Below are 22,314 nucleotides of genomic sequence, written 5' to 3' on the forward strand. Positions count from 1 at the left end.
GGACTCCCTGTTATTCCGACTCTTACTCATGAGCCATGCTTCCTATCGATTGCAGTTCACCTGTTAGCTGATCAATCTCGGCGGCTCGGGTCTGAAACAATTCTCCCATTTGCTGAAGGCCGGAGATGTCCTGCAAAATGGGCTCGAAAACGTCTGAGACAATAGACTGGCCAAACTCGTCTCTGACTGTATCGGAAAATTTGCCCATCTGCTGTGAAGTCACATTAAAAAGATCATCAAACATTGGTATCCTCCTCTTCAAACGGTAGCTGGAGGACGACACTATCAGTCTTTAATGCCTGCTCAACAACACCTGTAACGTCCGCAAACGATTCAGCCACATCGGCTGCAATAACCGTTTCGAGTTGCGGCTTGGCCATAATGTAGTCGGACTTGAAATCGTCATCAGAGCATCTGACCTTTTCAATCAGCTTATGCCAGTATTCTTCCGACAAGGACAGGGAATACTCGCTACCTGTTAGCGAGATCAGTTCTTCTGTGAGCTGGTCAACAGAACTCATCTCACCTGCCTCCATCGCGTTCTGGAGCTTTGAGGAAAGATCCTGGGCCTTGCTGGTGTGTTCACTTGGTATCAGAGCAATTTTAATTTTCATGAGTTACTCCGTTATTTGCATTAGAACCGGTCACCATGTCCCAGCAGGCTTTGTCGATCTCGTCTTTTGTCGGGAGCATGCCTATTAATGGCGATCCGGCACTCCGAAGGGCTTCACGCAGCTCTTCTTCCTGTTCTGGAGTTAAATCCTTGATGTCGCGTGAACATACCGTCATCGACGCATTGGCTTCCTGATGTCCACCGGACTGGAATACCATGTGGTCTTTCTGAGAATAGAGATACGAAGCCCGGCCGCATTTCACTTCAATGGCGATGGAGCCTCCGGCCGGAGCACTCATACCTTCACCACGACCGAGAATAACCGGCACTTTGAGATCTTCGATGATCAGGTCGGTTTTGGTGAATCTGCCGTCCTCAAATGTGGTCCGGGCCTGCGTGTCCGCTTTATGTCCGAGGGGACTCAGCGCCTGTTCCACAATTTTTTCGCCACAATAGCCGCTCAGATTTCGGCGGATCTTAAGCTGAACCGCATGCCTTTCAGCAGGACCGTTGGCGGCTTCGAGCTGGCTTCTGTAGTCGGCAATCTTGGCTCTGAATGCCGGGTCACGATCGGCGAGATATTCAAAATAGTAGCGCTGCTGTTCAACGGATAGATTCAGCCGTGAATGCAGCTCTTTTGGCGTAACCGGTTTATTGGGGTCCGGAGTCCATTTCAACCATGAATAAAATTCTGCTGCTTGCGGGTGCGTATCGAGGTAGGCGTTGAGAGCTGCCTTGGCGCTTTCCAGTCGGGCTTTTCCTGTTTCAAGGTGAGCCGCAGCACTGGCAAGCCGGGCTGCACACTCCGTTTGAACTGTTTCCGCCAGCTGCGTTGCCATATCAAGACACTGCCGGGCCATTTCATTTCGCTGCTCCATCTGCATGCGATGGTCTTTTGCCGCTTCCAAAGCTTCCTCAGAAGCCGCAACAACAGATTCCGCTTCGGCGACCGAAGATTCTGCGGCGGCTACATCGGCCTCTTCAGATGAACAGTTGGGCGGTTCATAGTTGCCGTCCTCATCATAGTTGCCACTCGCTTCGCAGGCGGAAAGAGATGAACAAGCGGAACTCAACTGCTCATTGGCTGAAGCAAGCTGCTCATTAGCCTGTTGCAGCTGCTGCCCGGCCTCCATTTCAGCTTCCATCGCAGCATCCAGCAGTTGAGCGCTGTTGTCGGCCTCCTGCTGTGCTTCGGCCAACTTGGCTTCAGCCGCAGCAATCTGGGCCTGACAGGCGCTCTCCATGGAGTCATAGGCCGACTGAAGTCCGGCAATTGCCTCCTCGAGATTCTCAACTTGTCCAACGGATACGTACGCCATTCCCCACCTTAACTCTGTAAATAATCTCTTAAACGTGAAGCCAGAGCGTGAAGATAAGGGACCTGTTCCGATGCGTTCGCCTCAAAATGAGACAGCTGCTGCACCAGCGCGTTATAGTCCTCTTCAAAACTCGCTCGCTTTTCATCCTGCCAGGTATCCCCAAGGGCACCAAAGCTATGATTCAAAACGTTAACCGCTCCATTCAACGTGTCGATGAACTGCGTCAGAGACTGCGCGAAACGGTCAAGTTCATCAGGGTCGCCAATTGCCTGTGGCATGATTTACCTCCAAATTTTTGTTTACCAGTAACCTTCATCGTCGGACGGAGCGGTTGTATTCCCGGCTGTGGCCGACTTGACACTGCCACCGTCCAGTTTGATCTCCGACGGGGCCGGTACCACGTTGGGGTTCTTGGACTGAGTACGCATGGTCACCGACATGGTCACTCGCTGGAAAAACTCATGCAGCTGCCCGGCGTTTTCCGCATAGAAAAGGTCATGGGGCGTGCCCTCGATAAAACGCTTCAGAACCGTCTCATCCGCATCACGTCCGATAGCCATTGCCATGCGGTCACATTTGGAAGAGCGTCCTTCGGAAATAAAGTCCTCCAGCGGCCTTTCCCAGCTGTCATTAGGCTGCCCGTCTGAAACAAGAACGATCGTCGGCCGGTAGGCACGGGACGGAGTGGTCTCCTTGTCCTCAATCATGGCCTTGGCCATCTTGAGGGCGGTTCCCATCGGGGTCATGCCGTTAGCCTGCAGACCTTGCCACTGCACCTGAGAAGCCTTGGTGTAGGGAACATGCAGTTCCACTTGGTTGCCGAAAGTGATGACGGAAACAAGAATCTCAGTCTCCATCTTTTCTTCCTGCGCAAAGGTATCCAGCATATCCTCGACGGCTTTGTTAAGGTTCTCGATTTTATCTCCGGACATACTGGAGCTGACATCCAGAAGCAGAACAACGGGAAGCGGTTTGGCGGTCGGGGTGGTGAATTCTTTAGGGTTGAACATGGATAATCGTCCTGTTATTTTTCGTTTGGATTCTGGATAAGTGCAGGTATAACTGTTTTTTCGGTAGAGAGAGAAGCAAGCTGTCGATGATATGGTGATAGGGGATGCACTGTTGTGGGAGACGCGCTGGGTGCCTATGATTTAGAATGCTAACCCTACTTAGTAAAGGCCGTTGCTTGCTGGTATTCAAAGATGAGGCGCGATGTCTTGTATATCGCATTAGTAAAGCATCACCATTCCTGTGGATTTAGACTTCAGATCCTCAGCCCACTCCTTTGGTTTATGCACTTTAATCTGACAGTTCAACCCAAATATCCACCACAACGTCTCCTGATCCTTCGGCACAGTCGCACACAGTCGCTGCCAGTCCGTATCAGGCTGTGCCTCAAGTCGCTGATCGCCAGACAGCGGCGTCTCACTCAGCAGCCACGCCACTTGCGGGCTAACATCCGCCACCAACTCTGTGGTTTCAGCGTTACCCTGGTGCCAACCAAATACACCGGACTCAATATAGGCATCAATATCAAAGCCCGCAGTTTCCCCGCACGACGCATCCAACACATCACACTGACCAATCCGGTGCAAAGCAAAGTGCCGCAGATCGCTATAACCCTCTACGGTCGCAACCAGATAGGTGATACTGTGCCGGCTGACCAACCCCAATGGATTCAGGGTCAGCGTTTTCTGCTCCCCTTTGCTCCGGCTGGTGTAATCCACCGCCAGCTTTTTCTGCTCCATCAACGCGATGGAAACATTCTCCCAGACGCCCGGCTTCAGCGGGGCGGGAATGAGCGTCTTGCCGGGTGGCAATGCACGAACACGCTTGGCCCAGTGCGCCAGGCTGTTGGTGCCGAGCGACTCAAGATAACGCTTCGCCTCCTGAAACCGTGGCGCCATCTGATCCAATACGGTCTGCGGCAGCAACCCGGTCAGGTACTGTTCCACCAGATACAATGCCAGCGCGCCGGGCGGGTTCTCGGCGATCAGCGGGTCGTCTTTGGGGCTGCCTGGCATGCGATACCAGCGGTAGGGCGGTGTCTCGTCGTCGCAACCTATCGGGAAATGGGGTGACAGCTTGCCAGCGAGGTCCCGTTGCAGAGTGCGTTCGCTGATATTGAACCCGCGCTCGCGCAATTTCTCGTGCAGTGTCGAGGTGGCGACGCGCTGCGGATAATGCGGGATCAATGAATAAAGCACTAACAACCGGGCAAGCGGATCCTTGGGATCAGACATCGTTTACTGTCCATGTTTTTTTAGGAAATCCGGCTCCCTCCTCCCCCGATTTGGGATGCCGGTCACGATTCTAGCCGCAAAATGACACGGTGGGCCATTGCGTTGCCGCATTTATAACGGTGTGGTGCGACAGATTGTGTCGCAGGGCGTGTTTGCGCCCTGAGGCGTGCCCCACACGTTGCTTACATGGATAAATCTGGAGAAAGGCAACATTTCAGAAAAGCTTCTTCGAATGAGGCCGGGCTTCATTGATGGAAGTGTGTCGGGGTGAGAGAGCGGTGGCTTTTGGGCGGGAATTGATAGCCAAAGCAGTGATGTCAAAATGAAATCATATCGATCAATACCTGATCCTGTTTGCTGTAGGAGAGTTAGCCGCCGGGCAGTGGCCGAAGGACGCCATCAGGCCCAGTTTTCGACTCGCAATCCTGATACGCGGCTGAATTCACTGACGTTATTGGTGATGACGATGAGCCCGGCGGAACGGGCGTGGCCAGCAATCATCTGGTCGTACGGGCCTATGTTTTTTCCTGAGAGTCTCAGCTCGTTGCGGATCTGGCCGGTATGCGCGGCCGCTTCGGTGTCGTAGTCAAAAACATCCAGGCGGGCGGCAAACTGTTCGATTTCTGCGATATTGCGGCCAGGGTTATTGGACTTTTCCGCGCCGAAATAGAGTTCCATCATCGTCACGGAAGACACGCACATTTGGCCATCGTGAGCAATGAAGCGGCCCCGAACGTGGCGAGGACGGTTGTTCAGGGTGTAGATCACGATGTTGGTATCCAGCATATACCGGATCATTCCAGCGCATCCCGTTCCTGATCATCCGGCTGTTCCCGCTCGGCCATGAAATCATCCGTGACACGGGCATCCCGGTCGAACCACGTAGCCCAGCCCTGTCCGGCCGGTACGATGATGCGCGTATTGCCGACGCGAATAATGTCCACCTCCTGGACATCCAGTGAAAAGTCCAGTGCCTTGGGCAATCGAATGGCCCGACTTTGATTGTTCTTGAAGATACGCACGCGTTCCATGGTTTGGCCTCTGCAAGAGCTTGTATATGTTTTGAGCATATACATTGTTGGTGTGGCGTCCTCCATATGTCAATAGCATATACATCATCGTTGATGCCCGCTCTCCGCCTGAAAGCGGCCTGTGAGGGCAGGCGCTGTGTCTGATACGCCGGGCTTCTTAACGGAGAGGGGGGGGGCGTATGGGCGGCCCCAGTTTGCAGGTCAACCAGCGGCCAGCACCTCACGCGCCTGCGCCAGCGTAAAGTCGATATCCGCCTCACCGTGCGCACTGGAAATGAAACCGGCTTCAAACGCTGACGGCGCCAGATACACGCCCCGCTCCAGCATGCCGTGGAAGAACCGTTTGAAGCGCTCCTGATCGCACTGCATCACTTCATCAAAGCGCGTGATGCGGGTCTGCTCGGTAAAGAAAAAGCCGAACATCGCGCCCACCTGATTGGTGGTCATCGCCACGCCCTGTTCGCGGGCCAGGGTGGACAGGCCGTCCATCAGGCGTGCGGCACGGGCTTCCAGCGTGGCATGGAAATCCGGCTGGCTGATCTTCTCCAGGGTGGCGAGGCCGGCGGCCATGGCCACCGGGTTACCGGACAGTGTGCCGGCCTGATACACCGGCCCGGCCGGCGCCAGATGCTGCATGATGTCGCGGCGGCCGCCGAAGGCGCCCACCGGCATGCCGCCGCCGATGATTTTGCCAAGGGTGGTCATGTCCGGCTTGACGCCATACAGCGCCTGGGCGCCGCCCAGTGCCACACGGAAGCCGGTCATCACTTCATCGAATATCAGCAGGCTGCCGTAGTCATCGCAGAATTTCCGCAACCCTTCCAGGAAGCCGTTCACCGGCGGCACGCAGTTCATGTTGCCGGCCACCGGCTCGACGATCACGCAGGCGATGCGCTCGCCGTGTTCCTGAAAGCAGGCTTCCACACTGGACAGATCGTTGTAGTCCAGTGTCAGGGTGTGTTCGGTGACGGCCTTCGGCACGCCCGGTGAACTGGGCACGCCCAGCGTCAGGGCACCGGAGCCGGCCTTGACCAGCAGGCTGTCGACATGGCCGTGGTAGCAGCCCTCGAATTTCACGATCAGGTCGCGGCCGGTGAAGCCGCGCGCCAGACGGATGGCGCTCATGGTGGCCTCGGTGCCGGAACTGACCATGCGCACCTGTTCAATGGACGGCACCAGCTCGCAGACTTTCTGTGCCATCGCCACTTCGATGGCGGTCGGGGCGCCGAAGCTCATGCCGGCGTCGATGGCAGCGTGGACCTTCGCCAGCACCTCCGGGTCACCGTGGCCCAGGATCATCGGGCCCCAGGAGCCGATGTAATCGATGTAGCGGTTGTCGTCTTCATCGAACAGGTAGGCGCCTTCGGCACGGTGGAAGAACACCGGGGTGCCGCCGACGCCGTTGAAGGCGCGGACCGGGGAATTCACGCCACCGGGAATGTACTGACGGGCGTCGCGGAACAGGTCTTCGGAATGTCTGCGGGGCATGGGTAACCTCTTGCTGGCAGGCCGGCGTCGCGCGGGTCTGGAATGGTTGAGAAAACAGAGCGGGCAGTCAGAACAGCTCGGCGAGCTGGCGCGCTGCAGCACGTATATCGGTGGTGCCGAACAGCGCGTGGATGACCGCCAGAATATCGGCGCCGGCATCAATCAATGCCGGCGCATTATCCGCGTTCACGCCGCCGATCGCCACCCGCGGCAGGGTCAGTGCTGCGCGGGCGGCGCGCAGCACGGCAAGGTCCGCCGGCGGCGCCTGTGGCTTGGTACGGGAAGGGAAAAAGCGGCCAAAGGCTACGTAGTCGGCTCCGTCCGCCTGGGCCTGACGGGCCATATCAAGGCTGGCGTGGCAGGTGACCCCGACAATGGCATCGGCGCCCAGCAGGGCACGGGCGCGAGCGATGCCGCCATCACCCTGGCCGATATGCACACCATCGGCGCCGCAGTCGGCGGCCAGTTGCGGATCGTCGTTGATGATCAGCAGTGCGCCGTGATCGCGGGTCAGCGCACGCAGCGCCCGAGCCCGTGTCAACCGGGTGGCGGCGTCGGCGGGTTTGTCGCGGTATTGCAGCAGGCGTGCACCACCGGCCAGCGCCTCGGCACAGGCCGGCAGCAGCCGGTCGCCCGGCAACAGGTGCGGGTCGGTGATGGCGTACAGGCCGCGTTGCGGGGTCATGGTCTGCGGTCGGGGATCAGTTGGCCTTTGCCGGCTTGCCAGGCACGGCGCAGGCTCGCGTGGACATAGCGTTGTGCGTTTTCCAGCGCCTCGGGCAGCGGCTGGCCCAGGCCTATCAGGGTGGCGCAGGCGCTGGCCAGGGTGCAGCCGGAGCCGTGGAAGCTGCCGTCCAGGCGCGGCCAGGCCCAGTGCTGGCGGCCGTCCGCCGTGAACAGGTGGTTGCGGACCTCGGGCGTATCGTCGTGGGTGCCGGTGATCAGGACCGCCGGGCAGCCGGCCTCCAGCAGCCGCTGGCCGCAGGCATCGATATCCGCCGTGCCGGCAAGTCGCTGGGCCTCCGGCAGGTTGGGGGTGGTCAGGGCCGCGCGCGGCATCAGTTCGCGCAGCATGGCTTCGGGCACGGTGTCGCCGGAGAGGCTGCCGCCGGCTTCGGCGGCCAGCACCGGGTCGAGTACCACCGGGACGCCGGGCAGGCGGTCCAGCACGCTGGCGATAAAGCGGATCACGCCGGGGCTGCCGGTCATGCCGATCTTGACGGCAGAGAACGTCATGTCGGCGAGCAGCGCGTCAGCCTGGCGGGCCAGCAGCGTCTCGGACACCAGTTCGAAGCCGAGCACGTTCTGGCTGTTCTGGATCGTCAGCCCGGTAATCAGCGTGGCGGCGAAGCCGCCCAGGCTGTGGATCGCCTCAATGTCGGCGTGGATCCCGGCGCCCCCAGACGGGTCGTGCCCGGCAATCACAAGAATGTTCGGTTTCACAGCGTTCTCCGGGCTTGGGCGGTAGGGTGGGTAGAGCCAAAGGCGAAACCCACCATGTCCATGCTTGTTAATCACTTCCGCAAAATCATCGAAACTGCCCTGCTTCGGAGGTAGGTAGTTCCGCTGGTTTTGTGCGAGCAGTGTGCGACATGGTCTCGGTGGGTTTCGCCTTTGGCTCTACCCACCCTACGGAACCAAGGGGTGGTCAGAAGGGCTTCACCACCACCAGAATGATAATAGCGATCAGGAACAGCACCGGCACTTCATTGAACCAGCGATAGAACACATGGCTCTTTGTATTGGCGTCGGCGGCAAATTTCTTCATATAGGCCAGGCATACGTGGTGGTAGCCTACCAGCAGCACCACCAGGGTGAGCTTGGCATGCATCCAGCCCATTTTCAGCCAGGCCGGGTTCAGGTACAGCAGCCAGATGCCCAGCCCCAGCGTGGCAAGCATCGACGGCGTCATGATGCCCCGGTAGAGCTTGCGCTCCATGATCTTGAACCGTTCCCGGCTGGCGCTGTCTTCCGCCATGGCGTGATAGACGAACAGACGCGGCAGGTAGAACAGCCCGGCGAACCAGGTAATTACGGCAATAAGATGGAAGGCTTTGACCCAGAGCATGCGAACTCCCGTTTGGCGCTGACCCGGCGCGCATCATAACAGCGCCAGCGGCGGGTTGCTGGTAAGGTAATGCCTTTCTATCATGCCGGGTTTCACGATCCATCATCGGAGCACAGGTTATGAGCAGTACGGCGAAGAGATTCCGGGCGGGTATCGTCGGCGGCACCGGCTACACCGGGGCGGAGTTGTTGCGCCTGCTGGTCAACCATCCGGAGGTGGAGATCGCCTGCATTACCTCGCGCAGCGAGGACGGCACCGCCGTGGCGGACATGTTCCCGAGCCTGCGTGGCCACCTTGACCTGAAGTTCACCGTGCCGGATGTGGCGCGGCTGGCGGAGTGCGACGTGGTGTTCTTCGCCACCCCGCACAATGTGGCCATGCGCATGATGCCCGAGTTGATGGCGGCGGGTGTGCGGGTGATCGACCTGTCTGCGGATTTCCGCTTGCGTGACGCGGATGTCTGGGCGCACTGGTACGGCGAGACCCACACCGCGCCGGACCTGCTGGCACAGGCCGTTTACGGCCTGCCGGAGCGCAACCGGGAGCAGATCCGGCAGGCGCAGCTTGTTGCCTGCCCAGGCTGTTACCCGACCGCCATCCAGCTTGGCTTCCTGCCGCTGCTGGAAGACAGCCTGATCGACCCGAACCAGTTGATCGCCAACGCCGCCTCCGGCGTCAGTGGTGCCGGGCGGCAGGCAAAGATCCCGATGCTGATGGCGGAAGCCAGTGATAACTTCAGCGCCTACGGCGCCTCCGGGCACCGGCACCTGCCGGAAATTGAGCAGGGCCTCGCGGATATCGCCAACGACCCGGTGTCGCTGACGTTTGTGCCGCACCTGCTGCCGATGATCCGGGGTATCCACGCCACGCTGTATGCCCCGCTGCGTGATCCGACGTTGTCGCTGAAGAATATCCAGGCGCTGTTCGAAGAGCGTTACGCGGATGAGCCGTTCGTGGACGTGATGCCGGCTGGCAGCCATCCCCAGACACGCTATACAAAGGGTGCCAATTACTGCCGGATTGCTCTGCACCGGCCGCTCGACCGCGATGTGATCGTGGTTTTGTCCGTGATTGATAACCTCGTCAAAGGCGCTTCCGGCCAGGCGGTGCAGAATATGAACATCATGCTCGGGCTGCCGGAGCGCGCCGGGCTGGAAGGGGCGGCGCTGCTACCGTGAGCATGAAAAAACGCAAGGCCGTCAGCGAACTGACCCTGATGCCGGTGGACCTGCGCCGGCAACGCCGGCAGCGTATCAGCTGGGTGTTGGTGACCGCGCTTGCCGTGATGCTGGCATTTGTGGGCGGCTACTTCAGCGCCGGCAACGACGGCTGGGGCGCGAGCATCGATCAGCAGCGCCAGCGGATGAAGATCAACAGCCTGGAGGCCAGCCTGCGTGAAGCGCGCGACGAACTGGCCCTGCACCGCACCAACAGTGAGGTGTCCTACCAGGCTCAGGAGCAGGTGCGCCAGGAATTGCGTGGCCTGCGGGACCAGATTGCCGAGCTGGAAGAAGCGGTGGCGTTCTACAAGAACGTGATGTCGCCCACTGAAGGGGAACAGGGGCTGCGCATCGAGCGCTTCGACGTCACCCGCACGGAGACGGAGGGGGTTTACCAGTATCGTCTGGTGTTGACCCAGATCGGCGATAACCGCAATTTCATCGCGGGGGATATCAACCTGACCCTGGACGGTCAGCGCGCCGGCAGCCCGGTTTCGATACCGGGCGCCGAGCTCATCAGCACGGACGCCAACAACACCAGTTTCCGGTTCCGCTACTTCCAGGAGCTCTCCGGCCGCCTGGAGCTGCCGCCTGAGATCGTGCCGGGCACCATCACGGTGGAAGCCGTGGCCGGTGGCCGCGGCGGGCAGCGAGTGGAACAACAATTTGGCTGGCAGTGACAGGAGAAAGACAGTGCTCGGGCGGGATAAAAAGACAGTACGCGAAGACTACCGCAACCACACGCTGGTGGCGCCCAGTGCCGAAATCCGCGGGGATATCGCCTTTTCCGGCGGTTTGCATATCCAGGGCAAGGTCGAAGGGAACATCAGTGTCTCCGGTGACGGCGGCAAGCTGGTGATCGGGGAGTCCGGCACGGTGAAGGGTGAAATCCGTGTGCCGGATATCATCATCAACGGCCGCGTGGAAGGCGATGTACACGCCAGTGGTAACCTGGAACTGGCTGAAAAGGCCGTGATCGAGGGCAACGTCTACTACAACCTGATTGAGATGGTGGTGGGCGCCCAGGTCAACGGCAAGCTGGTGCGCCAGGGCGAGCGCAAGCATCTGCCGGCGCCGGAGAAGAAGGCGGAGGCCGCGCCCGCAGGGGCCAGTGAGGCCAATACTTGACTATATTGGTCGGGTATCTGACCATTTGTGCCGTGACGAACTGCTGTTAATGGCCCAATGACCGATATTGCTGCAATGACATTCACTGACCGCGCGGCCGCCAAGGTGCGGGAACTGCGTGATGAGGAAGGTAACCCGGCGCTGAAGCTGCGGGTGTATATCACCGGCGGCGGATGCTCGGGGTTCTCCTATGGCTTTACCTTCGACGAACAGATGAAGGAAGACGACACCGTGGTCGAAAACGGTGACGTGACGTTGCTGGTGGATGCCATGAGCATCCAGTACCTGACCGGCTCCGAAGTGGATTATGACCAGGGCCTGATGGGGGCCCGTTTCGTTGTCCAGAATCCCAACGCGACCTCCACCTGCGGCTGCGGCTCCTCCTTCTCGATCTGACCTGCGCCCGGTGCTTTGTGTCATTGCACCCCTCCACCGGGCTGCTACCCTTCAGCGCAGACATCACAACAACGAGGTGGCTATGCGTGCGCTGCAAGTGGAAGCCTTTTCCGACCCTTCCGCCCTGAAAGTCTCTGATATTCCCGAACGCACACCCGGCAAGGGCGAAGTCATGCTGGAGATGGCCGGCGTCGGCGTCGGTTACTTCGATGGCCTGCTGGTGAAGGGTGAGTACCAGATCAAGCCGCCGCTGCCCTTCGTCCCGGGCAGCGCCATTGCCGGCGTGGTGGTGGAGGTGGGCGAAGGCGTGACGCACGTCGCGCCGGGTGATCACGTGGCCGCGTTTGCACTGCTGGGTGGCATGGCCGAAAAAGTGACGCTGCCAGCGCAGTCCTGTGTGCCGCTGCCCAAAGAAGTGCCGTTGCTGGATGCAGCCAATTTCTTCATCGCCTACGCCACCGGCTTGTACGGCCTGCGCGAATGCGGGCACCTGAAAGCCGGTGAAACGCTGCTGGTGCTGGGCGCTTCCGGGACCACCGGATCAACCGCCATCGAACTCGGCAAGGCCATGGGCGCGAGAGTGATCGCCTGTGCATCCACCGAGGAAAAGCGCCAGCGATGCCTGAAGGCGGGTGCGGACGTGGTGATCGACTACACCCAGGAAACATGGCGCAAGGAAGCGAAGGCGGCAGCGGGCGGGCAGGGCGTGGATGTGGTGTACGACCCGGTGGGCGGTGATCTGGCCGAGCCGGCGCTGCGGCTGCTGGCCCCGGGGGGACGTTATCTGGTGGTGGGGTTTGTCACCGGCATCGCCAGGATTCCGCTGAACCTGCCGCTGTTGAAGCGTTGCGCGATCATCGGCGTGAACTGGGGCGGCGAGGTGATGGGCAATCCGGCAGTGGTGCCCCCGGTGATCAGTCAGTTGGTGGAATGGACGCTGGCGGGCAAGCTCAAGACTGCACCGGACCATGTTTATCCGATGGCGCAGGCAGGCGAGGCGTTTGCTGCCCTCTTCGAGCGCCGTTCCAGTGGCAAGATCGTGGTGACGCCCTAGCGTTTCTAGATCTGGCTGTCTTTCAGCAGCGGCCTGAGCATGCTCTCCAGGCCGTTGAGCTTGATCTCGTAGATCAGTGCCAGTTGCCGGCCCAGCTTGCTGTTAGGGAAGCCTTCGCCGTGGTACCAGACCAGGTACGGTTCGGGCAGTTCCAGCAGCCGGCGGCCGGTGTATTTGCCGTAGGGCATGATCTGGTTGATGGCTTCAAGGAGCTGGCTGCTGTCAGAGAGAAAATCGGGTTGATCCGTCATGGTGGCCTTCAGGCTGGGTAACAGGCGCCGAGTACAGCGTCCCGGCGAGCGCCGGTGACTTGCGGTGCATTGCCCGGCACGCGGTTCAGGTGCGCCCAGGCCAGCCAGGCAAACGCGCAGGCCTCCACGGCCATCGGATCAATGCCGGCCTCGCCGGTGCTGGTGATACGCGTGCCCGGCAACAGCCGGGTCAGTAGAGACAGCAGGTGCGTGTTGAAGACTCCCCCGCCGCATACCAGCACGGTGGCGGGTGAAAAGGGGTTGATGGCATCGGCAACGGTGCGGGCGGTGAACTGTGCCAGAGTCGCCTGGACATCTTCCGGAGCTTCATGGCCCTGCAACTGACGGGCCAGCCAGTCCATCCGGAACAGCTCGCGTCCGGTGCTTTTCGGGTGTGGCCGCTGAAGATACGGTTCGCCCAGCAGGCGTTCGAGTAGCGCCGGCAGACACTGCCCCTGTCTGCTCCATGCGCCATCGTGGTCAAAGCGGGCGCCAGTATGTTGCCGGCACCAGGCATCCAGCAGCACATTGCCAGGCCCGGTATCGAACCCGGCGACCAGTTGCTCGCCGTCCAGCAGCGTTACGTTGGCCATGCCGCCGAGATTCAGTACGACGCGCCGTTCCCCGCCCTGGGCCAGCATGGCCTGATGAAAGCGGGGCACCAGCGGAGCGCCTTGCCCGCCAAGCGCAATATCGCGATTGCGAAAATCACTGATCGTGGTGATACCGGTGCGGCTGGCGATCACGTCTGCGCTGCCGACCTGCAGGCTGAAACCGGTGGCAGGGCGGTGGCGCAGAGTCTGCCCGTGACTGCCAATGGCGACAATGTCGCGGGCGCGCAGGCCGCTGTGTTCAAGCAGCGTGAGGGCGGCGTCGGCGAAGCGTTCGCCGAGCTGGACATGCAGCGCGCCAGCGCGGTCGATTTCATCCGCGCCGCTGTCGTTCAGTGCCAGAATGGTGTCGTGCAGGGCGTCGTCCAGAGGCAGGCTGTGGCGGGCCTCGAGATGGCAGTGGTGGCGGTCGACCCGCACCAGCACGGCGTCAATGGCATCCGCGCTGGTGCCGGACATCAGGCCGATAAAATGGCCGTCAATGGAAGTTCTGGGCAAGTGTGAATGCCTCGGCGTGCAGGGCCATCTGGTTGCGCAAGCGGTTGGCGTAGACCAGGAATTGCTGGCGCTCAGCGTCCTTCACGCCCCGTGCCTTGGGCAATTGCACGGTAAGCGGATCGCGGTGCACCCCGTTGACCAGAAACTCATAGTGCAGGTGCGGGCCGGTGGCCAGGCCGCTTTTGCCCACATAGCCAATGGTCTGCCCCTGACGCACCCGGGTGCCGTTGCGCATGCCGCTGGCGAAGCGGCTCATGTGCGCGTAGAGCGTGCTGTACTGCTGGCCGTGCTTGATCACCACGGTATTGCCGTAGCCGCCTTTGACGCCCACAAATTCCACGCGCCCATCGCCGGAGGCACGAATCGGTGTGCCGGTGGGGGCCGCGTAGTCCACGCCGCGGTGGGCGCGCAGCGTGTTCAGGATCGGATGCCGGCGGTTCGGGTTGAAGCGTGAACTGATGCGAGCGAACTCCACCGGCGTGCGGATGAAGGCGCGGCGCAGAGAATTGCCGTTCAGATCGAGGAAATCGATGTCTCCTTCTTCCGTCTCGTAGCGAAACGCGACCAGATCACGATCACGATTGCGGAATTCAGCCATGGTGATATTGCCCACGCCGACTTTCTCGCCATCCAGATACAGTTCCTCGAACAGCACGCGGAAGCTGTCGCCCTGACGAATATCCAGCACGAAATCGATATCCCAGGCGTAGATATTCACCAGTTGCATGATCAGGTTGTCGGTCATGCCTGCCCGCTGGGCAGACAGAAACAGCGAATCCGTGATGGTGGCTTCGGCATAGCGCATCTGGCGCTCATACTCGCGCACCTGTTCGGTGACCTGCCAGCCGTCAGCGGTATGTTCTGCCTGCAGTGACTCTATCAGGCTGACTTTATACTCCAGTGCGTCGAGCTTGCCCTGGTCGTCCAGTGCGATGCGCAGCACATCGCCGGGGCGAATGCGGGTCAGTGCTTTCAGGCGGTCATCAGCGGTGACCAATCGATGCACATCGCCGGACGAAACGCCCTGGGATTGCAGCAGACCAGACAGGGTGTCGCCATTGCTGACAGTCAGCTCTCGCCACTCGCGGGCCGGTGGGGCCGGGGGCACGGTCGACGTGTCGGAGGCATTCTCGGCAACGCGGGGTTCTGGTGCCGGCAGGGCCAGCGGTCGGGTGGCAACGTCCGGGGTGTCGGCGTCTGACTCGGGCAGCAGGGAGGCGGCTCCCAGCAGGGCGATCAGCGCAAAACAGGCCAGCAGGTGGCCCCGGGGGAAACAACGTGCCAGCTGCACGAACCGGGTCATAGCGGATCCCATATTCAGCGGTTTATTAGCTTGTTGACGTAACCCCCGGAAAAATCGAGGAACAGGGAATCTTCAGGTCAGAAGATAACCGCCTTTCGCCGGGGCATTCAAGTGCTACAATGGCCGCCCGTTTTACCAGATGTTGCAGGCCCTGCCGGGCCTAGGGGCAACATTCTCGTATTTCCGGTAACACCCAGCTGCCGGCCCGCCCGATTCCGGGAGGTCTGCAGAGGTGCGTCCGTGGGTGGCTCTGCGACCAGCAGGTCGCTCCATCATTTAAGGGTGCCGCGGGCCGTGACGGCCCGCAGGGCAGGCGAAGAGCCTGCGTAAACGAACCGGCTGCATTGTATAGAGGTAGGCATGGCCGATCTGGATCTGGAACAGACACTGGCGATCATTCGCCGTGGCACCGAGGAGATCATCCTTGAAGAGGATTTGCGGCGCAAGCTGGAAACGGGGCGGCCGCTGCGGATCAAGGCCGGCTTTGACCCCACCGCGCCGGACCTGCACTTTGGCCATACCGTGCTGATCAACAAGTTGCGTCAGTTTCAGGATCTGGGGCATCAGGTGGTATTCCTGATCGGGGACTTCACCGGCATGATCGGCGACCCAAGCGGCAAGAGCGCCACCCGGCCACCCCTGACTCGCGAGCAGGTGCAGGCCAACGCCGAGACCTATAAAGAGCAGGTGTTCAAGATCCTCGACCCGGCCAGGACCGAAGTGCGGTTCAACTCCGAATGGATGGACCAGTTGGGGGTTTCCGGCATGATCCGCCTGGCGGGGCAGTACACCGTGGCGCGGATGCTCGAGCGTGATGACTTCGACAAGCGCTACAAATCCGGCCAGCCCATTGCCATCCACGAGTTTCTGTACCCGCTGATCCAGGGCTACGACTCGGTGGCGCTGGAGGCAGATGTCGAATTCGGTGGTACCGACCAGAAATTCAACCTGCTGATGGGGCGTACCCTGCAGAAGCACTATGGCCAGGCGCCGCAGGTCTGCATCACGGTGCCGATCCTGGAGGGGCTGGATGGCGTGCAGAAGATGTCCAAGTCTCTGGGTAACTATATTGGCGTGACGGACGCTCCTGGGGAGATGTACCGCAAATTGCTGTCGGTACCGGACCAACTGGTCTGGCGCTACTTCGAGCTCCTCAGCCTGCGGAGTCTGGAGGAGGTGGCGGCAATGAAGGCGCAGGCCGAAGCAGCCGGCACCCCGCAGGAGGCGAAGAAGATGCTGGCAGACGAGCTGATCACCCGTTTCCACGATGCCGCCGCCGCCGCCGCCGCGCCGCGCTCCGCCGGCAACCAGATCGCTCTGGGCGACATTCCGGAGAACCTGCCGGAAATGGAGATCGGTGCCGGAGACGAGGGGTTGCGGCTGCTGGATGCCCTGCGGGATGCCGGGCTGGTGCAGAACGGCAAGGCGGCCAAGGATGTGCTGGCCCGCGGCGCAGTCTATGTGGACGGTGTCCAGGCTGATCCGGGGCTGGTGCTTCGGCGTGGGCGGGCGTATGTGGTCCAGGCCGGTAAGAAGAAGATTGCCCGTGTGATGGTGGTCTGAGGCGGGGCTGCGCCAGTCAGTGCTGGTCAGTATTTCGCCTGTCCTGAAATCCCTGAAAAAAGCTGTAGAAAGTGTTTGACAGGGAGCGGCCGATCAGTAGAATGGCCGCTCTCTCGACGAGGCCCTGCCTCGAAGCGAAGCGCTCTTTAACAATCAGGCAGACAAACGTGTGGGACCTGTTCTGTGTCGGGTTTAAAGAATTCGGCTACAGAGCAAGTCAAGCTCAAATGAGTGTAATTTGCGAACTAGCTGAGCATGTATTAAGTGCGTAGGCACTTTAAACGCTTTTCTTAACTGAAGAGTTTGATCATGGCTCAGATTGAACGCTGGCGGCAGGCCTAACACATGCAAGTCGAGCGGCAGCGGGGAGTAGCTTGCTACTTTGCCGGCGAGCGGCGGACGGGTGAGTAACGCGTGGGAATCTACCCATTTGTGGGGGATAACTTGGGGAAACCCAAGCTAATACCGCATAATCCCTACGGGGGAAAGCAGGGGATCTTCGGACCTTGCGCAGATGGATGAGCCCGCGTCGGATTAGCTAGTTGGTAGGGTAAAGGCCTACCAAGGCGACGATCCGTAACTGGTCTGAGAGGATGACCAGTCACATCGGGACTGAGACACGGCCCGAACTCCTACGGGAGGCAGCAGTGGGGAATCTTGGACAATGGGGGCAACCCTGATCCAGCCATGCCGCGTGTGTGAAGAAGGCCCTAGGGTTGTAAAGCACTTTCAGTAGGGAGGAAGGCTTCGGGTTAATACCCTGGAGTACTTGACGTTACCTACAGAAGAAGCACCGGCTAATTTCGTGCCAGCAGCCGCGGTAATACGAAAGGTGCGAGCGTTAATCGGAATTACTGGGCGTAAAGCGCGCGTAGGCGGTTAGTTAAGTCGGATGTGAAAGCCCAGGGCTCAACCTTGGAACTGCATCCGATACTGGCTAGCTAGAGTGCAGTAGAGGGAGGTGGAATTTCCGGTGTAGCGGTGAAATGCGTAGAGATCGGAAGGAACACCAGTGGCGAAGGCGGCCTCCTGGACTGACACTGACGCTGAGGTGCGAAAGCGTGGGGAGCAAACAGGATTAGATACCCTGGTAGTCCACGCCGTAAACGATGTCTACTAGCCGTCGGCGATCTTGTATTGTTGGTGGCGCAGCTAACGCGATAAGTAGACCGCCTGGGGAGTACGGCCGCAAGGTTAAAACTCAAATGAATTGACGGGGGCCCGCACAAGCGGTGGAGCATGTGGTTTAATTCGATGCAACGCGAAGAACCTTACCTACTCTTGACATCCTCGGAACTTGGCAGAGATGCCTTGGTGCCTTCGGGAGCCGAGTGACAGGTGCTGCATGGCTGTCGTCAGCTCGTGTCGTGAGATGTTGGGTTAAGTCCCGTAACGAGCGCAACCCTTGTCCCTAGTTGCCAGCGGGTTATGCCGGGAACTCTAGGGAGACTGCCGGTGACAAACCGGAGGAAGGTGGGGACGACGTCAAGTCATCATGGCCCTTACGAGTAGGGCTACACACGTGCTACAATGGCCGGTACAGAGGGCAGCGAAGTCGCGAGGCGGAGCAAATCCCTTAAAACCGGTCGTAGTCCGGATTGCAGTCTGCAACTCGACTGCATGAAGTCGGAATCGCTAGTAATCGCAGATCAGAATGCTGCGGTGAATACGTTCCCGGGCCTTGTACACACCGCCCGTCACACCATGGGAGTGGATTGCACCAGAAGTAGGTAGCCTAACCTTCGGGAGGGCGCTTACCACGGTGTGGTTCATGACTGGGGTGAAGTCGTAACAAGGTAGCCGTAGGGGAACCTGCGGCTGGATCACCTCCTTAACGACTAAACCTGAACACAGTTCAGGGACCCACACGTTTGTCTGTCTGGTTAAAAAGAGTGCAGGCCGAGAGTTTAGGGTCTGTAGCTCAGTTGGTTAGAGCGCACCCCTGATAAGGGTGAGGTCGGTGGTTCAAATCCACCCAGACCCACCAGATTTACTGCTGCGGCAGCCAGTTCGGAAGCCGATCCAGTAGTGAGTCTGGATGCTGCAAATATGGGGCCATAGCTCAGCTGGGAGAGCGCCTGCCTTGCACGCAGGAGGTCAGCGGTTCGATCCCGCTTGGCTCCACCAAATGCAGGCTGGTTACGTACTGGCAAACTGAAAAGTTTGGCAAGCAAAGTCAGAACCAAGTGCCTTGGGCTGTATCAAAGACATTTGCTTCTGGCTTTTTTAGGCCGGTAAGAAAAGCGCCATGATGACGAGTCTGGTGCAAGCTCTTTAAAAATTTGGATAGAGAAGTCGAGTCAAAGTAAAGATGTGAGTGTCTTGAATACGATACTTGCGTCTTTCGGCGAAACTGACATGTTGCTGCTGTGTAACCTGGTGGTTGTCTGCTTGAAGTTTGGGCGAGATGACTGTTTTGGGTTATATGGTCAAGTGACGAAGCGTACACGGTGGATGCCTTGGCAGCCAGAGGCGATGAAGGACGTTGTAGCTTGCGATAAGTCTCGGGGAGGTAGCAAACAACCTTTGATCCGGGAATTTCCGAATGGGGCAACCCACCTGCTGTAAGGCAGGTATCTTAGGACTGAATCCATAGGTCCTTAGAGGCGAACGCGGGGAACTGAAACATCTAAGTACCCGTAGGAACAGAAATCAACCGAGATTCCCTTAGTAGCGGCGAGCGAAAGGGGACTAGCCCTTAAGCTTCTCATCATTTAGCGGAACGGTTCTGGAAAGGCCGGCCATAGTGGGTGAAAGCCCCGTATGCGAAAGGTGGTGGGAAGTGAAAACGAGTAGGTCGGGACACGTGTTATCTTGACTGAATATGGGGGGACCATCCTCCAAGGCTAAATACTCCTGGCTGACCGATAGTGAACCAGTACCGTGAGGGAAAGGCGAAAAGAACCCCGGAGAGGGGAGTGAAATAGAACCTGAAACCGTGTACGTACAAGCAGTCGGAGCCCATTTCGGTGGGTGACGGCGTACCTTTTGTATAATGGGTCAGCGACTTAATTTCAGTAGCGAGGTTAACCGAATAGGGGAGCCGTAGGGAAACCGAGTCTTAATAGGGCGCTAGTTGCTGGGATTAGACCCGAAACCGGGCGATCTACCCATGGCCAGGTTGAAGGTGCGGTAACACGCACTGGAGGACCGAACCGGGATCTGTTGAAAAAGATTCGGATGAGCTGTGGGTCGGAGTGAAAGGCTAATCAAGCTCGGAGATAGCTGGTTCTCCCCGAAAGCTATTTAGGTAGCGCCTCGGACGAATACCACTGGGGGTAGAGCACTGTTTCGGCTAGGGGGCCATCCCGGCTTACCAACCCGATGCAAACTCCGAATACCAGTGAGTACTATCCGGGAGACACACGGCGGGTGCTAACGTTCGTCGTGAAGAGGGCAACAACCCAGACCGCCAGCTAAGGTCCCTAAATCCAGTTAAGTGGGAAACGATGTGGGAAGGCTTAGACAGCCAGGAGGTTGGCTTAGAAGCAGCCACCCTTTAAAGAAAGCGTAACAGCTCACTGGTCGAGTCGGCCTGCGCGGAAGATGTAACGGGGCTCAAACTGGATACCGAAGCTGCGGATGCACACTTAGTGTGCGTGGTAGGGGAGCGTTCTGTAAGCCGTTGAAGGTGTGTTGAGAAGCATGCTGGAGGTATCAGAAGTGCGAATGCTGACGTGAGTAACGACAATGGGGGTGAAAAACCTCCACGCCGAAAGACCAAGGTTTCCTGCGCAACGCTAATCGGCGCAGGGTGAGTCGGCCCCTAAGGCGAGGCTGAAGAGCGTAGCTGATGGGAAACGGGTTAATATTCCCGTACTTCTCGTAACTGCGATGGAGGGACGGAGAAGGTTAGGCCTACCGGGCGTTGGTTGTCCCGGGGAAAGGCAGTAGGCTGGGATCTTAGGCAAATCCGGGATCCTAAGGCTGAGAGCTGAGACTATTGGGCCTTTGTGCCCGAGAAGTGGTTGATACCATGCTTCCAGGAAAAACTTCTAAGCTTCAGGTTACGAGGAACCGTACCCTAAACCGACACAGGTGGTTGGGATGAGTATTCTAAGGCGCTTGAGAGAACTCGGGTGAAGGAACTAGGCAAAATTGTACCGTAACTTCGGGAGAAGGTACGCCGGTGGATGTGAAGGGCTTGCCCCGTAAGCGTCTGTCGGCCGCAGTGAAAAGGCCCCTGCAACTGTTTATTAAAAACACAGCACTCTGCAAACACGAAAGTGGACGTATAGGGTGTGACGCCTGCCCGGTGCCGGAAGGTTAATTGATGGGGTTATCTTCGGAGAAGCTCTTGATCGAAGCCCCGGTAAACGGCGGCCGTAACTATAACGGTCCTAAGGTAGCGAAATTCCTTGTCGGGTAAGTTCCGACCTGCACGAATGGCGTAATGATGGGGGCGCTGTCTCCACCCGAGACTCAGTGAAATCGAAATCGCAGTGAAGATGCTGTGTACCCGCGGCTAGACGGAAAGACCCCGTGAACCTTTACTATAGCTTCGCATTGGACTCTGAGCCTGCTTGTGTAGGATAGCTGGGAGACATTGAAGCCGGGACGCCAGTTCCGGTGGAGTCAACCTTGAAATACCAGCCTGGCATGTTTGGGGTTCTAACCTCGGTCCGTTATCCGGATCAGGGACAATGTGTGGTGGGTAGTTTGACTGGGGCGGTCTCCTCCCAAAGAGTAACGGAGGAGCACAAAGGTACCCTCAGCACGGTCGGACATCGTGCGCTGAGTGCAAAGGCACAAGGGTGCTTGACTGCGAGACCCACAAGTCGAGCAGGTACGAAAGTAGGTCTTAGTGATCCGGTGGTTCTGTATGGAAGGGCCATCGCTCAACGGATAAAAGGTACTCCGGGGATAACAGGCTGATACCGCCCAAGAGTTCATATCGACGGCGGTGTTTGGCACCTCGATGTCGGCTCATCTCATCCTGGGGCTGAAGCCGGTCCCAAGGGTATGGCTGTTCGCCATTTAAAGAGGTACGCGAGCTGGGTTTAGAACGTCGTGAGACAGTTCGGTCCCTATCTGCCGTGGGCGTTGGAGACTTGAGAGGAGCTGCTCCTAGTACGAGAGGACCGGAGTGGACGCACCTCTGGTGTTCCGGTTGTCACGCCAGTGGCATTGCCGGGTAGCTATGTGCGGACGGGATAACCGCTGAAAGCATCTAAGCGGGAAGCCCCCCTCAAGATAAGGTCTCCCTGGGAACTTGATTCCCCTGAAGGGCCGTGGAAGACCACCACGTTGATAGGCTGGGTGTGGAAGCGCTGTAAGGCGTGCAGCTAACCAGTACTAATTGCCCGTGCGGCTTGACCATATAACCCAAAGCGGTCAGCGCCATGCAGCGCGATCCGGGTACAATGGCAGGACGTGTCAGAGACACGACGAAAGACGCAAGTGTATTCAGACCTTGCATCATTACTTCGACTTCCTATCCAGCATGTCTTGATGCCGCCCGCAAATGCGGGATGTAACAAGGCAGACGCCTTTGGGATCTTGCAGCCAGTACTGTGGCCTCGCCACAG

At 59.0% G+C, this 22,314-nt stretch carries 21 protein-coding genes, 2 tRNA genes and 2 rRNA genes; 10 read left to right on the forward strand and 15 right to left on the reverse strand.

Going from position 1 to position 22,314, the window contains the following annotated elements; all coding sequences use genetic code 11:
• Positions 1–22: 22 nt before the first annotated feature.
• The 12 genes from S7S_RS02560 to hemJ all read right to left on the reverse strand — a co-directional run bounded on the left by S7S_RS02560 (position 23) and on the right by hemJ (position 8,762).
• Positions 23–244, reverse strand: a complete 222-nt coding sequence (locus tag S7S_RS02560) for a hypothetical protein (RefSeq protein ID WP_008739681.1) — start codon at positions 242–244, stop codon at positions 23–25.
• Complete coding sequence (locus S7S_RS02565) at positions 237–614, reverse strand: hypothetical protein (protein WP_008739682.1); 378 nt, start codon at positions 612–614, stop codon at positions 237–239. Before S7S_RS02565 ends, S7S_RS02560 begins: the two co-directional genes overlap by 8 nt.
• On the reverse strand, positions 604–1,932 hold the full coding sequence (locus S7S_RS02570) for a hypothetical protein (protein WP_008739683.1): 1,329 nt from the start codon (positions 1,930–1,932) through the stop codon (positions 604–606). The genes S7S_RS02565 and S7S_RS02570 overlap by 11 nt, the downstream gene beginning before the upstream one ends.
• Before the next feature lie 8 nt (positions 1,933–1,940).
• Positions 1,941–2,210, reverse strand: coding sequence for a WXG100 family type VII secretion target (locus S7S_RS02575; protein ID WP_008739684.1), 270 nt, complete (start codon positions 2,208–2,210; stop codon positions 1,941–1,943).
• Between the two features lie 21 nt (positions 2,211–2,231).
• On the reverse strand, positions 2,232–2,942 hold the full coding sequence (locus S7S_RS02580) for a vWA domain-containing protein (protein WP_041025922.1): 711 nt from the start codon (positions 2,940–2,942) through the stop codon (positions 2,232–2,234).
• Positions 2,943–3,161: 219 nt separating this feature from the next.
• Positions 3,162–4,175, reverse strand: coding sequence for a helix-turn-helix transcriptional regulator (locus tag S7S_RS02585; protein ID WP_008739686.1), 1,014 nt, complete (start codon positions 4,173–4,175; stop codon positions 3,162–3,164).
• Positions 4,176–4,574: 399 nt separating this feature from the next.
• Positions 4,575–4,961 (reverse strand): type II toxin-antitoxin system tRNA(fMet)-specific endonuclease VapC, encoded by a 387-nt coding sequence (vapC, locus tag S7S_RS02590; RefSeq protein WP_274544713.1) that lies wholly within the window; start codon positions 4,959–4,961, stop codon positions 4,575–4,577.
• Between the two features lie 8 nt (positions 4,962–4,969).
• The gene (gene vapB / locus S7S_RS02595; protein ID WP_008739688.1) at positions 4,970–5,206 is read right to left on the reverse strand and encodes a type II toxin-antitoxin system VapB family antitoxin; all 237 of its coding nucleotides are present in this window, start codon (positions 5,204–5,206) and stop codon (positions 4,970–4,972) included.
• Between the two features lie 201 nt (positions 5,207–5,407).
• Positions 5,408–6,694, reverse strand: a complete 1,287-nt coding sequence (hemL, locus tag S7S_RS02600; protein WP_008739689.1) for a glutamate-1-semialdehyde 2,1-aminomutase — start codon at positions 6,692–6,694, stop codon at positions 5,408–5,410.
• A gap of 67 nt (positions 6,695–6,761) precedes the next feature.
• Positions 6,762–7,379 carry a thiamine phosphate synthase gene (gene thiE, locus S7S_RS02605; protein ID WP_008739694.1) on the reverse strand — a complete coding sequence of 206 codons (618 nt, stop codon included), beginning with the start codon at positions 7,377–7,379 and terminating at the stop codon, positions 6,762–6,764.
• Positions 7,376–8,137, reverse strand: a complete 762-nt coding sequence (thiD, locus tag S7S_RS02610; RefSeq protein ID WP_008739705.1) for a bifunctional hydroxymethylpyrimidine kinase/phosphomethylpyrimidine kinase — start codon at positions 8,135–8,137, stop codon at positions 7,376–7,378. The genes thiE and thiD overlap by 4 nt, the downstream gene beginning before the upstream one ends.
• Before the next feature lie 205 nt (positions 8,138–8,342).
• Positions 8,343–8,762, reverse strand: coding sequence for a protoporphyrinogen oxidase HemJ (gene hemJ, locus S7S_RS02615; RefSeq protein WP_008739706.1), 420 nt, complete (start codon positions 8,760–8,762; stop codon positions 8,343–8,345).
• A gap of 119 nt (positions 8,763–8,881) precedes the next feature.
• Between hemJ and argC the strand changes: the two genes are divergently transcribed.
• From argC to S7S_RS02640, 5 genes are all read left to right on the forward strand, one after another.
• The gene (argC, locus tag S7S_RS02620; protein ID WP_008739707.1) at positions 8,882–9,940 is read left to right on the forward strand and encodes an N-acetyl-gamma-glutamyl-phosphate reductase; all 1,059 of its coding nucleotides are present in this window, start codon (positions 8,882–8,884) and stop codon (positions 9,938–9,940) included.
• 2 nt (positions 9,941–9,942) lie between these two features.
• Positions 9,943–10,662: a DUF6776 family protein gene (locus S7S_RS02625; RefSeq protein WP_035205796.1), complete on the forward strand. Its 720-nt coding sequence runs from the start codon at positions 9,943–9,945 to the stop codon at positions 10,660–10,662.
• Positions 10,663–10,675: 13 nt separating this feature from the next.
• On the forward strand, positions 10,676–11,110 hold the full coding sequence (locus tag S7S_RS02630) for a bactofilin family protein (RefSeq protein ID WP_008739709.1): 435 nt from the start codon (positions 10,676–10,678) through the stop codon (positions 11,108–11,110).
• A 75-nt stretch (positions 11,111–11,185) separates the two neighbouring features.
• Positions 11,186–11,506 (forward strand): iron-sulfur cluster insertion protein ErpA, encoded by a 321-nt coding sequence (gene erpA / locus S7S_RS02635; RefSeq protein WP_442858551.1) that lies wholly within the window; start codon positions 11,186–11,188, stop codon positions 11,504–11,506.
• A gap of 82 nt (positions 11,507–11,588) precedes the next feature.
• On the forward strand, positions 11,589–12,560 hold the full coding sequence (locus S7S_RS02640; RefSeq protein WP_008739714.1) for an NADPH:quinone oxidoreductase family protein: 972 nt from the start codon (positions 11,589–11,591) through the stop codon (positions 12,558–12,560).
• Between the two features lie 5 nt (positions 12,561–12,565).
• Here S7S_RS02640 and S7S_RS02645 read toward each other — a convergent pair whose 3' ends face one another.
• Genes S7S_RS02645 through S7S_RS02655 form a run of 3 tightly spaced genes read right to left on the reverse strand, consistent with a single transcriptional unit; the run spans position 12,566 to position 15,223 of the window.
• A complete protein-coding gene (locus S7S_RS02645; RefSeq protein WP_008739717.1) occupies positions 12,566–12,811 on the reverse strand; it encodes a DUF3820 family protein in 246 nt (81 codons plus the stop codon).
• A gap of 8 nt (positions 12,812–12,819) precedes the next feature.
• Positions 12,820–13,920, reverse strand: a complete 1,101-nt coding sequence (locus S7S_RS02650; protein ID WP_238582928.1) for an anhydro-N-acetylmuramic acid kinase — start codon at positions 13,918–13,920, stop codon at positions 12,820–12,822.
• Positions 13,901–15,223, reverse strand: a complete 1,323-nt coding sequence (locus tag S7S_RS02655; RefSeq protein WP_008739724.1) for a peptidoglycan DD-metalloendopeptidase family protein — start codon at positions 15,221–15,223, stop codon at positions 13,901–13,903. The genes S7S_RS02650 and S7S_RS02655 overlap by 20 nt, the downstream gene beginning before the upstream one ends.
• 360 nt (positions 15,224–15,583) lie before the next feature.
• On the opposite strand from S7S_RS02655, the gene tyrS reads away from it, so the two are divergent.
• The 5 genes from tyrS to S7S_RS02680 all read left to right on the forward strand — a co-directional run bounded on the left by tyrS (position 15,584) and on the right by S7S_RS02680 (position 22,106).
• Positions 15,584–16,786 carry a tyrosine--tRNA ligase gene (gene tyrS, locus S7S_RS02660; protein ID WP_008739727.1) on the forward strand — a complete coding sequence of 401 codons (1,203 nt, stop codon included), beginning with the start codon at positions 15,584–15,586 and terminating at the stop codon, positions 16,784–16,786.
• Between the two features lie 291 nt (positions 16,787–17,077).
• Positions 17,078–18,620, forward strand: a 16S ribosomal RNA gene (locus S7S_RS02665).
• A 76-nt stretch (positions 18,621–18,696) separates the two neighbouring features.
• Positions 18,697–18,773, forward strand: a tRNA-Ile gene (locus S7S_RS02670).
• Positions 18,774–18,837: 64 nt separating this feature from the next.
• A tRNA-Ala gene (locus S7S_RS02675) sits at positions 18,838–18,913 on the forward strand.
• A gap of 300 nt (positions 18,914–19,213) precedes the next feature.
• Positions 19,214–22,106, forward strand: a 23S ribosomal RNA gene (locus tag S7S_RS02680).
• Together the 16S and 23S rRNA genes with 2 tRNA genes alongside form the textbook arrangement of a ribosomal RNA operon.
• Positions 22,107–22,314 lie beyond the last annotated feature (208 nt).

It is taken from the genome of Isoalcanivorax pacificus W11-5 (genome assembly GCF_000299335.2).
GTDB classification, from domain to species: domain Bacteria; phylum Pseudomonadota; class Gammaproteobacteria; order Pseudomonadales; family Alcanivoracaceae; genus Isoalcanivorax; species Isoalcanivorax pacificus.

Excerpts from the sequence above, each read along its gene's own strand:
- vapC (WP_274544713.1), bottom strand. The coding sequence starts at position 4,961 with ATGCTGGATACCAACATCGTGATCTACACCCTGAACAACCGTCCTCGC.
- argC (WP_008739707.1), top strand. The coding sequence starts at position 8,882 with ATGAGCAGTACGGCGAAGAGATTCCGGGCGGGTATCGTCGGCGGCACC.
- thiE (WP_008739694.1), bottom strand. The coding sequence starts at position 7,379 with ATGACCCCGCAACGCGGCCTGTACGCCATCACCGACCCGCACCTGTTG.
- hemJ (WP_008739706.1), bottom strand. The coding sequence starts at position 8,762 with ATGCTCTGGGTCAAAGCCTTCCATCTTATTGCCGTAATTACCTGGTTC.
- S7S_RS02585 (WP_008739686.1), bottom strand. The coding sequence starts at position 4,175 with ATGTCTGATCCCAAGGATCCGCTTGCCCGGTTGTTAGTGCTTTATTCA.
- S7S_RS02565 (WP_008739682.1), bottom strand. The coding sequence starts at position 614 with ATGAAAATTAAAATTGCTCTGATACCAAGTGAACACACCAGCAAGGCC.
- S7S_RS02570 (WP_008739683.1), bottom strand. The coding sequence starts at position 1,932 with ATGGCGTACGTATCCGTTGGACAAGTTGAGAATCTCGAGGAGGCAATT.
- S7S_RS02645 (WP_008739717.1), bottom strand. The coding sequence starts at position 12,811 with ATGACGGATCAACCCGATTTTCTCTCTGACAGCAGCCAGCTCCTTGAA.
- S7S_RS02580 (WP_041025922.1), bottom strand. The coding sequence starts at position 2,942 with ATGTTCAACCCTAAAGAATTCACCACCCCGACCGCCAAACCGCTTCCC.
- erpA (WP_442858551.1), top strand. The coding sequence starts at position 11,186 with ATGACATTCACTGACCGCGCGGCCGCCAAGGTGCGGGAACTGCGTGAT.
- S7S_RS02655 (WP_008739724.1), bottom strand. The coding sequence starts at position 15,223 with ATGACCCGGTTCGTGCAGCTGGCACGTTGTTTCCCCCGGGGCCACCTG.
- S7S_RS02560 (WP_008739681.1), bottom strand. The coding sequence starts at position 244 with ATGTTTGATGATCTTTTTAATGTGACTTCACAGCAGATGGGCAAATTT.
- hemL (WP_008739689.1), bottom strand. The coding sequence starts at position 6,694 with ATGCCCCGCAGACATTCCGAAGACCTGTTCCGCGACGCCCGTCAGTAC.
- tyrS (WP_008739727.1), top strand. The coding sequence starts at position 15,584 with ATGGCCGATCTGGATCTGGAACAGACACTGGCGATCATTCGCCGTGGC.
- S7S_RS02575 (WP_008739684.1), bottom strand. The coding sequence starts at position 2,210 with ATGCCACAGGCAATTGGCGACCCTGATGAACTTGACCGTTTCGCGCAG.
- vapB (WP_008739688.1), bottom strand. The coding sequence starts at position 5,206 with ATGGAACGCGTGCGTATCTTCAAGAACAATCAAAGTCGGGCCATTCGA.
- S7S_RS02640 (WP_008739714.1), top strand. The coding sequence starts at position 11,589 with ATGCGTGCGCTGCAAGTGGAAGCCTTTTCCGACCCTTCCGCCCTGAAA.
- S7S_RS02625 (WP_035205796.1), top strand. The coding sequence starts at position 9,943 with ATGAAAAAACGCAAGGCCGTCAGCGAACTGACCCTGATGCCGGTGGAC.